The following is a 14,327-nucleotide window of genomic DNA, read 5'->3' as shown; positions in this document are numbered from 1 at the left end:
ATGCACGCATCGCCCCATTCAACACCGGGATCACCCCCGCGTATGCGGGAAAGACACTTTCAGTTCTCCTCTTGCCATATAACTATTGGGATCACCCCCGCGTATGCGGGAAAGACTTGGTGCGTACACGCCATTGCAGTGTTGTCTCGGGATCACCCCCGCGTATGCGGGAAAGACGCCTGTGCGAGGGCCCTGCGCTGTTGGCCCCAGGGATCACCCCCGCGTATGCGGGAAAGACACTTGAAAACCCCAATAAAATAACCATTTCCATGAAAGAAACAGTCAAATTTCATTTACTTTCAAAACATCCCCTGCGGTAAACAATAAAAAATTATACATCTAAGGGATTAAATTTAATAACCTCCTTATTTTAAGCACAAGGCGGGAAGTCAATCTGGCATCCGGCAGAGCCCGGTGCAAAACCGGTTCGGCAATGCCATACTCGCGCAGAACAGTTTCCAACTTATAATCCCGCAAAAACATTTTATCCTTTTTTACAAAACGCATTACGTCAAAAACAGCATTATTGGAAATAATACTACAGTCAGCCTGCATATCTGCCGATAATATGGCAGCTTTCAAAAAAGCCAGGTCAAAAAATACGTTATACCCAACTATCGGTAGGCTACCTGTAAAATTCAAAAAATCAGGCAGAGCGTCCGACAGCCCAACGCCGTATAAATCCAACATTTCATTCGTGATACCGGTCATTTGGGTAATATTCTTCGTTACAGAATAATTTTTCCCGATACCGACATCCGCGCTAGCGGCGTCTTTAGCGCAATTAACGTTAATTAGCGTTTGAAATTCCTCAATTTTTCCATCGGTAAACTTAACGGCGCCGATCTCAATAATCTTGTTTTCTTTGCTGTCTAAACCTGTGGTTTCAAAATCTATTACAACAAAATTTTTATTTATTTTACCGATATGATCTTTCCGGCAGTCGCTGCGGGTTATTTCTTCGCTATTTGCAGCCGATCTTGCAGGCCGCGAAGTATTGGCGCAGCTTAGGGAACCGGCATTTTCATTAGAAAAATTATTTTCGGTTGCATCGGGAGAAATATTAATATTTCTTTTATGCCGGACATTTGAAAATTTACCTGCGTTGTGAAAATGTGCGGCATTGATAAATCCGTGTTTAATATTGTCCGTATCAGCCGAAGGAATACGAACCAAAGGCAGCCCGTCCAAATAAACTACTTCCCGCCGGGAATGAATAGTCTTAAAGTCGTATCCGATTTCATTTCCGGAAGCAAAACTCATCGTTACGGCACCGTTCCCCGCACTGTCTTCTATACGCTTCCACAATTCTTCCCGAACTCTGCCGTTGAAATTGCCAACGTAAACGCCGGTGGCAATTTCCTGCATCCATTTAGTTAAATCACCGCGAAGCGACGGTGTGCAGTTCGTCATTGTGATTACGGTTAAAGGCATGTCAATGCACCCCGCCGTAATTTACTCCGGCGGCCGCCAAACGTTCTCCGCCGTCCCAAAGATGCACTACGTCGGCAGTAATCTGCTCGTCAACCGGAATTTCAAGAAAATTTTGTATATCACTGACAATCCGCCGCATTATATTGCATTTTGCAAAGCAGTCGCGCATTTTTAAACGCATTAACCGTTCAATGTCGTCATTGGCTTCACAACGGGAAGCGATTTCAAAAGCAGCAGGAATGGTTAATTCGGCTTTATACAGGTCGGCGATGTCGTACACAAGAGAAAGATCATGGCCGGTATGCACAAAACCCAATCCGGGAGCCAGGCCCAGAGCGGATATTATGCTGTGAACCAAACCGTAAAGACATACATTGCCTACCGACAACGCCTGATTAACGATAGTTCCGCTTTCAAAATCATCGACTTTATAATCACGGCCGTTCCATGCAACATTATATTTATTGGACATCTCCCTGTATACACTTCTTACGCGGGCACCTTCCCGCCCCCGCAGCTGCTGCATGGTATATGTGCATACATCCTCATTGGGAAAACGCATCTGATACATTTTCCTTGCAACGTTTAATCTGGATCTGGTGTTTGTAACGAGCTTTGCCTGTTTTTCCAACAATCTCGAACTTCCCGACAGCGCCCTGCCGTGGGCATAATTACGCACGCCATGTTCGCCAACCCAAACTATGCCTGCGCCGACGTCTCCGAGCAGCTCCACAGCGCGATGCGTAATGTCGGTTCCGGGGCCCAGAAGCAAAACACCAATCATTGCGGCAGGAATTCTTACGGTTCCGGCGGCGTCAAAGACGGTAACGGCACTGTCAAGACGATTGATTTTCGCATGTTCCACATATATAAAACTTACTCTGTCGCTCACGCGCGCAAGCTCCTGAATTTTGGTTTTCCCGGCGCCGCATTTCTTTTCCATACCGTTACAGCCTTCGACAAAATTAATTTTACGGATTTAAGTTATCCCAACGGGATCACAGTCATCATGCCAAAACCATACGCTTTCTTTTTTCCGATACCTTCAACCAATGTTTTGCGCATCACGTCCGCGTCGCTAATTGTTAAAATGCCTTGGTAAACGGCTTTACTTAAGCGAATGGGTTTTACGGATTTCATAAACAGGCTGTATCCGCGCTCAATGACGGTGAATTCGTTTTCATTCAGTGAAAAGCCTAATTTTTGCGCACGGTCAAGCAAAAAATTCATCTGCTGAGCATAAGTAACGTGCGGCACCACCCTGCCTCTGGAAGTACGGGCGTCAGGAGTGTCGGAAATGGAAACAACCGGGTTAAGAGTCACCCTAAATTGCATTCTCATGCCATTTCTCAGCGAATTTAAAAATTTATCATAATTCTTGGCCGACGCCGTTCCGGCAACACCGTACGTCTCCAGACGCCGCAAATCCGGTGTCGAGTCGCTTACTATAAGCAGATAATGTTTTCCCCGCAAAACATCAACTCTCCATAGCTTTCGGCTTCTTTCGCGATTTTCCCATTCTTCCGGAAAACTCTGCTCCACCCAATTGTGGAAAGCCCCCACCGATTTAAGATCTATCTGCGATTTGGGTTTTTTATAATCAATTTCAACTCTGCTTAAGTAAGACATCTATGCCTCCAATCCGGAAAATGCATCATGCTCGGCATTAAAATCTCCGGCAGATTTTACCTGCTTGCTGTCTGACGAAATACTTTCCGAATCCGAATTGCCGCGAAAAATTTTGTCAATGGGTATTTCTATTTTCGACTCGTAACGGAATCCGAATTTTCTCTCTGCGTTTGAGAAAGAATTAACGTAATCCTTACGCAGCCTGCGCACCGCTGACTGAATTTTATATTCCTTACCCAATTTGCCCGCAATTTTATCCACTAAATCCGAATCGGCATATAAAGATACAAATTTTCCGTTGTCCGATTTGCCGAAAGATTCGGATATCCCGGATAATTTGGAAATCTTAATCCGATTTTTCCCGGTTTTTCCCGCAAGCCACTCATGAGTCAACAATGCCTGAAGCACTCCGCAGTCTTGTGTGCCCAGAATAAAGTCGGCTGTAGGAGGCAGCGATCTTCTGCCTAAGCAGGATTGAAAATACGGAGAGCGCAAAGCATCGTTGATACCGTCAATGAATTGCCCGTTGGCCGAACCTATTGCAACAAGAAATATGGCGTCTTCGAGGTAATAACGGTTGGTAACGTAATTTCTTTCAAAATCGCCATTAGGTTTGTATTTTGCCGCGATATGATAATCTCTGAGCAAATTTCCCTGCCGGTCGATTCGTACCGCAAAATCCAAATCATTAAGCTCTGCAATCTTTTCGTCGCAATCGGCGCTTCTTCTGTATCCCAAAGCCGCGGCAATCATGCCTATTACCGCACTTTTCGAAGGATGGTAATCTGTGTGCCGAGTCTCAAAATGTGAATCTGTACCCCATGACTGCAACGGTCCGGAAAACTTCAATAACAAACTTTTCATAAGCTTCCTAACTGTCAAACACCGAACATTGGCCCATAAGCATTATTTATTAAGTAATTTACTTAAAGCAGTTCGGATACTTTGGCGGAAAAATCGTCCAATAATTTCTGCATATTCTGCTCTTCCGTTCCCAATTTGAGCTGCCCGTCCGAAGAATCCGTTGTTACATAGAATGACGCAAGGGGCCTATGAACGAATTTTTGAACTTTTTCATATTCCCGGGAAAGTTTCGCGATCGATTTTGAAACATATCCGTCCCCGGATTTCACCGGATCTTCAAATGCGCTCACCAGGTTCACCGGTCTGTCGTCCCTTAAAGTCACTGCCAGCATCTGCGGTAATGTTTGGTTGGCAAAAGTATTTGCTTTCCCGGCAGGCATGGCATTGGCGAAAGCTTCAATAAAAAGCCTGAGGGCATTAATTGCCGATTCCCTGTCATCATTCAGCTGATGAACAAACTCGTGTATTGCCACGTTCGCATAGCGGTAAAGCGTTGAGGAATTATATTCGATTGTGCCCAGCATTCCGGCCCCGGCATTGTCTTCTTCGGATAAATCGTCAATAGCCGTATAGTAATCAAATTCAGCGCGCACAGCGTGAGTGGAAATTGCATGGGCGACCTGCGAAGAAGCGTCTTCGTTAAGGGAGGGGTCATCTGCCAGCATACGGCCGAATAACGCAATATCAACGGCCGGATTGGCCTTTAAAATTTCCTGCAGCCGTTTCCTGTCGGTAACGTTGCCGACTGCCGCCTGAGCCAAAGCATTCGCCTGGGTTTCCCCCAAAAAGAATAAAGCTTTCAGTGTGTGAAGTTTATCGTTACCGGTTTTGACGCCGGCATTATTTAACGCTTTATTTGATAAATCCAGTGCTTCCTGTTCAGATAATTCAGGTTTTAAAGCAATAATTTTATCCGCAACATACTTAACAATATTTTTGCTTCGTATGCCTACATTCGAGTCACTGCCGTGCTCTTTGAAATATTCGCGCATTGAGTGTTTCCAGCATTGAGAGCTTACTCTGGTTCTGGTCGCACCGCCGTATTGTGCCGTTTTCGGGCTGCCGGCGTCATCGCGGTTCATATTGCATGGCGGAACCGTTTGGATTGCCTGAATGTCCAAAAATAAACGGGTATTCATTGTCGTAAACCTTTCCGAATTTATATTTCTGTTGTCTGTTTTATAAAAGCGCGTCTGTCAGCCGAAGCGATAATATTCCCGGGCCCAGGAAAGTCTTACTTTTTCCGGGTCTTCAAGCTGAAGCAAATACAAATCGCGGGCCAACCGGATGTAATCAATAGCCTGCCGGTTTTCCTTCGTTCTGCTTTTCAGCAATGTAACCAGCCGGCGAAGGTAGTAGTAGAAGCTCTCATAATCGTTTGCGGTAAGCATAACGCCAAAGCGTCTGTCCATAGCTCCGCGCACACCCTCATCGGCCCGCAGCACCCTTAAAGCCGTTCCCATATTGCCGTAGGATTTTTGATCTTCGGATTTTCCGGATTCCTTCGAATCTTTATTTCCTGCTTTTTCCGCGCCACCCTGCTCATACAATGCGTATATCTGCAAAGTGTTTATAACGGCCCGCAGTTGAAAGCTCACCTCGCCATATTTGCCGATAAAGCTTTCCGGCACATTGCTTAGCACCCACGGCCATATTTCCACAGACTGGCTTAATGGCCTGCCGATCGTATGCCGCAATTGGGCAAGCACGGCTCTGTAGGCCGAAGTATCCGCAATCTGCGTAAACTGCCTGATAATTTTACCTACGGCATTTGACACTTCGGCAGATTTGCTTTGATTTTTCGCCATAATATCCTCCTTTCCCGCCTTTTCTACTTTTCCGTTAATTTGTTTAAATAATGAATAAAAGTGTTGTAAGCCGTAACTATATTTTTTCCGGTTTCTTCGGCAGCCCTGCCCGTGAAATCACGCAACGTGGCATTTCTTAGCACATTTTCCGCCTCGTCTGTGAGTATGCCGCGCAACACGTTTCTCCATTGGCCGCAGCGCTCGTTCTTTGAATCTTCCGGTCCGATATTCGCCAACCATTCTTTAAACGGCTGATCAACCAGAAAATAAACGCGGCTGATACGCTTAGCGGCATATTGGTCTTTGTCGATATTGCGTATTTCGCATATATCCCGAAGAAATTTCCCGTAAACAGATCCAACGGCTTTCCCTGTAAGCTCAACTTCTTTGTTAATTCTGTATACCCACCCGCCGGCGGCATTATCGGTTACCACAATCTCATCAATGTGCAGAGTATCGCATATTTCATCGGCAGGAACCCAGGACGTAGCATTACCGTCATCTTTCATACTTACGGCCTGCAATGAAACAGAGGAACCGGCAACGGCATCACCAATTCTGTCCAGCCATTCCATAATTCCCGGTTTGTGATTTCTGCTTCCGTCACTCAATTCCCGCAATGTAAGAAGTCCGAACGATCTCCACATTGATTTTTCCGGTTTGTGTTTCCTCGGCGTATAAGAGTCTTTGTTTTCCCCGCTCCTGTTGTACTGCCATACCGTCATCGGTTCGATAAAAGCATTTTTATGATCGATGTCGGGAAGTTTCACAACGGAAACGGCTGCTTCCTTATCGCAGTCCAAATCCGGATTCACATATATTGCCCTGCTCCAACGGGTATAAAGCTGCGCGATATTATCGATGAACGTATCGGAAAATGAATTTTCGATATTTTCCGTTCCCGAATACTCCCAGCATGGTTTTTGGGGATTTTTGGGAGACTGATTATCGCCGACAAGTGCGCAATTGAGCATCAGGGTTTCGAATACGCTGCGCCCTTCTATATAAATACCCCCAAGATCAAAAAGCCAGCCTTTGGAAGCTTTGTACTTTTTAGTCCCAAATATCGTCTTATCGGATAGTCCCATATAGCCCTGCAGAGAAATAATCCATCTGGCCAACTGCGCTTCGGTAAGCACGCACTTATTATTGCCTTTTGGGGAAAATGCCGCTTTGGGGGAAAATATCGCAATTTTATTATTGCTTTCGGAAATTAAACGATTTATATTCTTACCCGATATCTCGCCGGGTGATTTGCCGCCAAGCTTCTCAGTGCCAATATCCTGCTCAGTCACTTGGAAGAACGGATACCTGCCGTCAAAAAGAAAGAAACGGCCGCGCCACTGTTCCAAATATTTAAAAACCGTATCCGGAAACTTTTTCGCGTCCCAAACTTCGCGCCAAATATTCATACTTTCTTCATTAAAGTCATCCTCATCATCGTCGTCGGGACTGAATATGCGAGGATTGCCTTCGGCGTCGTAGCGGGAAAACACGGTATGAAGCACCGCAAGCAAAACACGAAGCACCGCAAAATCCTGCGTTTTCATATCGCCGGCAAGCGTTTTATACTCTGAGGCATGCTTAAAAACATCGGTCATCGATACGTGTTCGTTGTGGCCTTTTTCGTCTGTAATGACGGAAATCCAAGGCTCATCGAGTAAATTAAACCTGCCCATCTTTCAGCTCCCTCCCTCTTCTTCCGAACTTTCAGTACACACAATACCACTTTTTTCAGAATATGTAACTCTATATTTCGAAAGTCTGCAACTATTATTTTCATCGAACACAATAACCGGGGCGCCGCGCAGCCAAGGCTGATTATCCCAGTTTTGGAATTGCCGCTGCCCGCGGATTATTTCCAATTCGGCAATGGTTTCCTCAACACGCTCGCTGTTGGCCGTAAACATCCACGGCAGTCTTACTGTTTCCCGGGCAAGCCCCATTGCGGTTTGCGCATCATCAACATCTCGGGAAATATCTTTGCAGTCACGGAAAGTTCCATAACCGTTCCCGACTTTTTTCACGGCAATAACTTCTATCGATTCGCCGCTGTTACGAACCCGGGCACAGGCAAATTCATCGGATTCATTGGTAATCGAATTGTTTAACAGCCCCATAATGGATTTTCTGCCGATTTTCAATACAGGATTCTTAATGCGGTATGTTCCGGCCTTTTTTTATTTTTATTTCTCTCCGAATCGTGTTGCTTGGATGCGCGGTCATACGTGTCTTTCAGATCTTCGCGTAAATCCAAAGGCGCAGCGTCGTAAACCATTTGCACCAACCGGGAAATATCGAGGGGCATGCTGATAACATCCGGCAGAAAGTATTGCGTTCTCATAAGTAAACATCTGCCGTAAACAGACTCGGAGCCTTTATCAAATTCATAGCGTTCGCCCGTTTCCAGCACATACAAAATTGGATCTTTAAAGGCGGCCGGGCGTTTTATCCTATGCCTGTGCAGTCTGCCGGCACGCTGAAGCAATAAATCCATGGGAGCGGGATCGGTAACCAAAACATCAAAATCAATGTCAAGTGACTGTTCGAGTACCTGCGTACCAATAATTACCGCACGATCGGGCCTGTCGGCATTTTTGCCGACCATAGCGCGAATCTGCCGCTCCTTTAAGACCCTGTCCGTGGCAATAAACTGCGAATGAACAAGCGTAACCTCATCATCGCCAAACACATTAACGCATGCATTGTAAATTTCCCGGGCTCTTCTGACGGTGTTTACTATAATTCCGGCAACACCTCCGTTATTCAGCAAAGAATTAAGTTCATTTACAATCCCCTCATGCAGGGCATCATCGGCAATTTTCTTTACGGAAACGGATTTATTATCGGCAGCGTCATTTGCGGCGGATTTCTGTTTTATGCGGTTTTTATCGCTGTAGGTGATCAAAGGATAATCATTTGTTTCAAAATCAGCATTAGACTTATCGCATTCTTTCCATTTGAATCCCAGACCTCGCATATAAGATTTTATGAGGTCTTCTCTGCGATCCGCGGGCAAAGTAGCTGAAAGCAGGACTACGGGAACGCCGTAAGCCGCCATCCAAATAAGCGATTCTTCAAGATATTCATTCATATACGCATCGTAGGCATGCACTTCGTCGATAATTACAACTTTTTTGCTTAAACCCAAATGACGAAGCATAAGATGCTTTTGTTTTAACGAAGCCAGCAAAAACTGATCTACCGTGCCAACCACAAAATCATCCAGCATTGCGGTTTTTCGCCCGGTGAACCAATCATTGAGTATTACTCCGCTGTTGTTTGCGTCATTATCGGCAGAACTGCCCCCGCAGCCGTCATTCATGTTCTGCATTCCGCGCGGCAAATGCGCATAATCCGAGTTCAGCTCGGCCTTTCCGTGCACCAGGCGTAAACCAATTTCACCCCGAAAATCGCGGTTCACACTTTTAAGCCAGTCCTCCACACGCTTAAATATTCCGTCGGAAGTCGCCTGCGTTGGAAGACCAAAGAACACGCCGCTTCTTCCGGCCGCATTTGCCAGCTGCTCGGCAGCGATCAAAGCAGATTCCGTTTTCCCCGAGCCCATCGCCGACTCAAGAATAAAAATTCCGGGCTCTTTGCACCGGGAAATCGCATCATACAGTGCCTTCTGAATATTATTTGGCGAAAACCCAAAACGGTGTTTATACAATTGCGAAACAGTGCTATAGCAGCTCAATGATTCCCACACGTCTTTGGAACCGTGCCGCAGCCACTTTTTCCACCCGTTTTCACACCTTGTTTCCTGATCCTGCGTTGAATCCCGCTCTATTGAAATAAGCGGAAAATAGTGTTCGTTGCTTGCAATCCAATCAGCCATAATCACTAATCCGCACAGCAAAACCTGTGCCGGCTCGCTTATCTCGGGAAGATCTCCCGCATTGGAAAAACCATTCCTTTTCAAAGCCCAGACCAAAATATCATTCTGCATTTTTCGCCATAATTTACTGTTTTCACTCTCGGTTTCGCTCTGACGGTAATGGTCGGCATACGCATCTTCATTATTTTTACAAACAAGATCACTTTCCAAAGGCTTACCGTGATGGGCACCGACTATTGCGCAAATTCCTTTGGGCAGGCCTGCATCGGAAAGAATAGCCTGGCCGGTTATTGTGTGATGACTGTCCGACCAGTTTTTTGTATCGGCAATAAAATCATCAATATCCGTAAATCCGGCATTGGCCAACTTATTTTTTAAGGCAATATCCAAATCTTCCGAATTTGAAAACGATTTGCGAAACTGAAAAACGGGAGTGGCTTTACCGATGTCATGGACGCATCCCAGAAATTGACATAATTTTTTCGCATCGACCCGTTTGCTTAACGACGATTCAATCAATTCCCGCTGGCCACGGCTCAGCCAATGATCCCACAGCAGCCCAATAACGTTTCCCGTATCTTCAAGATGCAGGGAAAGAGGGAGCCATTGCATCGCTCCGTCAGCTTCCCGCTTTTTACCCCATAATGCAGAATTAACGGCACTGTCACAATTCATACCTACCAACTTCCAAATCCGCAACGGCCACTGATTAACGGTAAATATACTCTTAATCAGAATTTTAAGGAAGATTGTTCCGCATCTTTACTCACCCATTGACCGAGATTCAAACGCGCGGCAATCTGAATCTCAGTCAACACCCCGCGCATGCGGGAAAGACGGCAGAACACGAAACATAGAAGGATCACCCCCGCGTATGCGGGAAACTCTGCCGGTAAAAAAATTATATTACAAACCGCGTGCCCATATGCCAAATAATATTTTGCCCACAGAGCACACGGCTGCGGACGTCCGCAATATCCCTTCTTATTCGGCGTACCGCCCGGCATAAGGCAGGCCGCAAAGCCGTGTTGCGGCTTTTACCGCAGCAGGCTGCGGTTATTCTTCGCCTGCCGGCGCCGCGCAGACGCACCGCGAAAGTTACGGGTCCGCCCCCTGCCCCTTTGCCGGCAAGGTTATATGCAATATGTATAATTTTTACACTTTACATAAAACACCGTGGCCGTATCAATTATATTTCGGCGATTCTTCGTCTCCTAAAATGAGAATGCACACATTATTTCTAAGTTGTATGTATAATTTTGCTTACTACCGTCTTGAAAAAGTATTGGTAATACAAAAAGGAGGAAACATGAAGCGAACCATGTCCAAACTTTTTCTCAGCTCTTTGCTCCTGGGAACGATGGGTTTGGCCGGAATGGCCGTTCCCGTAAATGCGGCAGAGGCTCCCGGCAACACTTCCGCTTCCCGGGGGGGGGGAGCCGAAAATCAAAAAGATTACTCCACGGCCGAAGCCGCAATGGAGTATCTTTCTTTTGGCAAAACAGTAAAAAATATTGATTCCGACAACCCGGAACTTGCAGTTTACATTGCAGACCAACTGGAAAAACAGGCTTTAAAATACACTGATGCGTACGCAAAGGAGCGCACGGAAAAAGTCAGGAAACTTTACAGTAAGCGATTTGGCTCATTCGGCACCGGCACTGATTTTACCAGCGCCCGGCAGATAGACAACTATGTAAATACCAATTGGGATTCATGGATCGCCGAGCGCACAAAACTGGTTGGCAAAAAGATTGACGACGCAGAAAATATTTCGGCTGTATATGCGGTACTCTTGGCAGCCAACCACGAGGCACATCTTTACAATGCCGAGACTGCCAAGAAAATTATAGCCGACCTTCCGGCTGAAGAACGTGCCGGGTATGAAGCCGTAGCCGACGAATTGATTAAATACGAAAAAGACGTAATTCAGCCTCTCATAGACAGAGGAATGCCTTCCAATTATAAAGACGTCCCCAAAGACTGGAATGCCATTCCCGAAAATGAATTGGAAGCAGCCTCGAAAGAAGCCGATAAACGCAAACTTAAAGAAAAGAACGATACTATTGTTTCCTCGGTTACAAAGGCCCATCACAAATCCGTTAAGCTGCCGGCGGTGACTTTCACATCAAAAACCGTGAAAAAACTGTTTGGCAATTGGTTTGACAGCAAACACCCCTACTATCTAAACGACATGATGAGGAATGTGCTGCCCAAACTGGATACCGATATGCAAAAACTTGAGCAGGAAACAGTTGTGGTCTCCATTCCAAAAGGCAAGACAGATTTACGTGAAAACGGCACTGTTCTTCAGGGAATTTCTCCCGCAGACGGCATGCGCCTTGAAGACGGCGCCGGTTTTGTTTCCAAAGCCGCCAAACAGGGCAAATATAGAGCAAAGGCTGTTTTGCTTCCGAAATCTGTTTGGAGCGGAATTGAAGCTGCGAAAACACTTATGAACGATCCGGCCAACTCCGAACTCAGAAACAGTGTTCTGGGTGAAATCACGAAGCCGTATCGCGAAATAACATGGGAAATCAAGGCCAAGGAGCCTGTTCCGCCCGCCGGTTCAGACGGTAACACAGGTGCAGACAGCACTGCCGCCAATGCCGGGAATACGGCAGGCAACGCCGGGAACGCCGGAAACACAACAGGCAATACCAACAACACCGGAAACACGGCAGGCAACGCCAACAACACCGGAAACACAACAGGCGGGAATATCCGCGCTATTCCCCAGACAGGTTCAAATATCTTAAATTCAGGTGCATTGCCGATACTGCTGGCATCCGTGCTTGGATCCTGTCTGATAAGAGTAAGAACAAAAAAACAAAAGTAAAAGCAACTTTTTAAAATCTGAAAAGCTGCGCCGATATTTTGTGAAACGCAATATTCGGATACGTAAAATATAGGCTTGGGTGCCGGATGTTTATATCCGGCACCCAAGCCTATTATGCGAATTTTTGTATTTCACGCCGGCGTCTGCGCCCGCTTCGCCGGCCGGTTTTTACAGAATCTGCCGTGTAAGCGGGGATAAACTCCCACCTCCCGGGCCCGGCCGGATAAAGCGAAAAGCAATTGTGGGTCTTTAAAGACAGGTGAAGATTAAATATAATTTAACGTGCACAGGCTTATACCGTCGCCGGCAAATTATGGGGTGGTTTGCTTATATGAAGAAAGCAAAAAATCATTCCTCACCCATGGCATGGGTATGGGGACAGACCGGCAGACACAAAAAACAGTATGTTTTTAGCGTCGTTTTGGCGACAATCGGGGTGGCTTTTTCGCTGGCTCCTTATTTCGCCGTCGTCGGAATTGTATATGGCCTGATGAATGAAAACACGGATCTGTTTTTTTATTTAATTTCCTGTCTGCTGATGGCTGTTTTTTGGATTGGCCGCGTACTGTTTCACGCATTAAGCACAGGTTTGAGCCACCGGGCAACATTTGCGGTACTTGCCGAAATAAGAAAAAAACGTCTTGAAAAATTGGCCAAGATACCGCTTGGAGCGGTACTCGAACAGAGTTCGGGGGCTTTAAAAAATACGCTTATCGAGCGTATCGACAGTATTGAAACAACACCGGCCCATATCGTTCCCGAATTTACGGCTAATTTGCTTGTTCCCTTCTTCATTATGGTATATATCTTTGTTTTGGATTGGCGAATGGGCCTGGCGTCCGTTGCAACAATGCCGATAGGAATGTTTTGCTATGCATACATGATGAAGAAGAGCGATAGATTCTACCGGCACACGATTGAGGCAACAAAAGCATTAAACGACACTGCCGTGGAATATATCGGCGGTATTCAGGTAATTAAGGTTTTCGGAAAAACAAAAAGTTCGTATGAACGTTTCGTGCATGAGACAAATGAGGCGGCGCACAGTTATATTGACCGGATGCGGGTAAGTATTCTTCCTTTTACTTCGGCAACGGTTATTATGCCGGCAACATTGGTTTTTGTTTTGCCCATCGGCGCTTTGCTCGTTAAAAACCAAATCCTTTCCGCGCAAAATCTGATTACCGTTTTGATTTTATCGGTTGGCTTGATTACGCCTCTTATTACGTTGATGAGTTACTCCGACGATCTGATGAAGATGGGTACTGTTTTTGGCGAAGTCCAAAAGATCTTGGACGCACCCGAAATGAAACGGCCGGCAGAGGCAGAACCCGTTAAAAACAACAACATACAATTGCATGATGTCCATTTTGCATATCACGAAAAAGAAGTTCTGCACGGCGTATCGCTGTCTGTTCCGGAAGGAAGTTTTATCGCTTTGGTCGGTCCCTCCGGCGGCGGCAAAACGACGCTGATAAATTTATTGGCCCGTTTTTGGGACGTCGGTAAAGGCGAAATACTCCTTGGCGGCCACAGCGTCAAAGAATATGAAATGGATTCTTTGATGGCTAATTTTAGTTTTGTTTTTCAGTCGGTTTATCTTTTTCACGATACGGTTGCAAACAATATCCGCTTCGGAAGAACCGATACGCCAATAGAAGAAGTTGTCTGTGCCGCCAAAAAAGCCTGCTGCCATGATTTCATTTCCGCTCTCCCAAACGGTTACGACACGGTTGTCGGCGAAGGCGGAGCCAATCTTTCAGGCGGCGAAAAACAGCGTATCTCAATTGCCCGCGTAATTTTAAAGAATGCGCCGATTATCTTTTTGGATGAAGCGACAGCCAACATCAACCCCGAAAACGAAAATGATCTGATTCATGCCATCGGGCGGCTGACAGAGGAAAAACCGTAA

General features: G+C 46.0%; 11 protein-coding genes. 2 read left to right on the top strand and 9 right to left on the bottom strand.

Going from position 1 to position 14,327, the window contains the following annotated elements:
* Positions 1-339: 339 nt before the first annotated feature.
* From cas2e to cas3, 9 genes are all read right to left on the bottom strand, one after another.
* Complete coding sequence (cas2e, locus tag HMPREF1631_RS00490) at positions 340-1,434, bottom strand: type I-E CRISPR-associated endoribonuclease Cas2e (RefSeq protein WP_034231070.1); 1,095 nt, start codon at positions 1,432-1,434, stop codon at positions 340-342.
* A gap of 1 nt (position 1,435) precedes the next feature.
* The gene (gene cas1e, locus HMPREF1631_RS00485; protein ID WP_034231068.1) at positions 1,436-2,377 is read right to left on the bottom strand and encodes a type I-E CRISPR-associated endonuclease Cas1e; all 942 of its coding nucleotides are present in this window, start codon (positions 2,375-2,377) and stop codon (positions 1,436-1,438) included.
* Positions 2,378-2,418: 41 nt separating this feature from the next.
* Positions 2,419-3,063 carry a type I-E CRISPR-associated protein Cas6/Cse3/CasE gene (gene cas6e / locus HMPREF1631_RS00480; protein WP_034231067.1) on the bottom strand — a complete coding sequence of 215 codons (645 nt, stop codon included), beginning with the start codon at positions 3,061-3,063 and terminating at the stop codon, positions 2,419-2,421.
* The gene (gene cas5e, locus HMPREF1631_RS00475) at positions 3,064-3,927 is read right to left on the bottom strand and encodes a type I-E CRISPR-associated protein Cas5/CasD (RefSeq protein WP_034231065.1); all 864 of its coding nucleotides are present in this window, start codon (positions 3,925-3,927) and stop codon (positions 3,064-3,066) included.
* Between the two features lie 62 nt (positions 3,928-3,989).
* Positions 3,990-5,066 carry a type I-E CRISPR-associated protein Cas7/Cse4/CasC gene (gene cas7e / locus HMPREF1631_RS00470; protein ID WP_034231063.1) on the bottom strand — a complete coding sequence of 359 codons (1,077 nt, stop codon included), beginning with the start codon at positions 5,064-5,066 and terminating at the stop codon, positions 3,990-3,992.
* A gap of 57 nt (positions 5,067-5,123) precedes the next feature.
* Entirely contained in the window at positions 5,124-5,735 is a 612-nt protein-coding gene (gene casB, locus HMPREF1631_RS00465; protein ID WP_034231060.1) for a type I-E CRISPR-associated protein Cse2/CasB, read from the bottom strand.
* Between the two features lie 23 nt (positions 5,736-5,758).
* The gene (casA, locus tag HMPREF1631_RS00460; RefSeq protein ID WP_034231057.1) at positions 5,759-7,414 is read right to left on the bottom strand and encodes a type I-E CRISPR-associated protein Cse1/CasA; all 1,656 of its coding nucleotides are present in this window, start codon (positions 7,412-7,414) and stop codon (positions 5,759-5,761) included.
* Positions 7,415-7,417: 3 nt separating this feature from the next.
* On the bottom strand, positions 7,418-7,879 hold the full coding sequence (locus HMPREF1631_RS07190; RefSeq protein WP_232215375.1) for a hypothetical protein: 462 nt from the start codon (positions 7,877-7,879) through the stop codon (positions 7,418-7,420).
* On the bottom strand, positions 7,876-10,275 hold the full coding sequence (gene cas3 / locus HMPREF1631_RS00455) for a CRISPR-associated helicase Cas3' (RefSeq protein WP_232215374.1): 2,400 nt from the start codon (positions 10,273-10,275) through the stop codon (positions 7,876-7,878). The genes HMPREF1631_RS07190 and cas3 overlap by 4 nt, the downstream gene beginning before the upstream one ends.
* A gap of 610 nt (positions 10,276-10,885) precedes the next feature.
* Here cas3 and HMPREF1631_RS00445 point away from each other — a divergent pair.
* Positions 10,886-12,415 (top strand): hypothetical protein, encoded by a 1,530-nt coding sequence (locus tag HMPREF1631_RS00445; protein WP_156956166.1) that lies wholly within the window; start codon positions 10,886-10,888, stop codon positions 12,413-12,415.
* Between the two features lie 331 nt (positions 12,416-12,746).
* Positions 12,747-14,327, top strand: coding sequence for an ABC transporter ATP-binding protein (locus HMPREF1631_RS00440; RefSeq protein ID WP_198017339.1), 1,581 nt, complete (start codon positions 12,747-12,749; stop codon positions 14,325-14,327).

Origin of the sequence: Arcanobacterium sp. S3PF19 (assembly GCF_000758825.1) — a bacterium.
Classification (GTDB): Bacteria; Actinomycetota; Actinomycetes; order Actinomycetales; family Actinomycetaceae; genus Arcanobacterium_A.
Note: the sequence above shows the minus strand (reverse complement) of the source record. Positions and strands in the feature narration are given on the sequence as shown.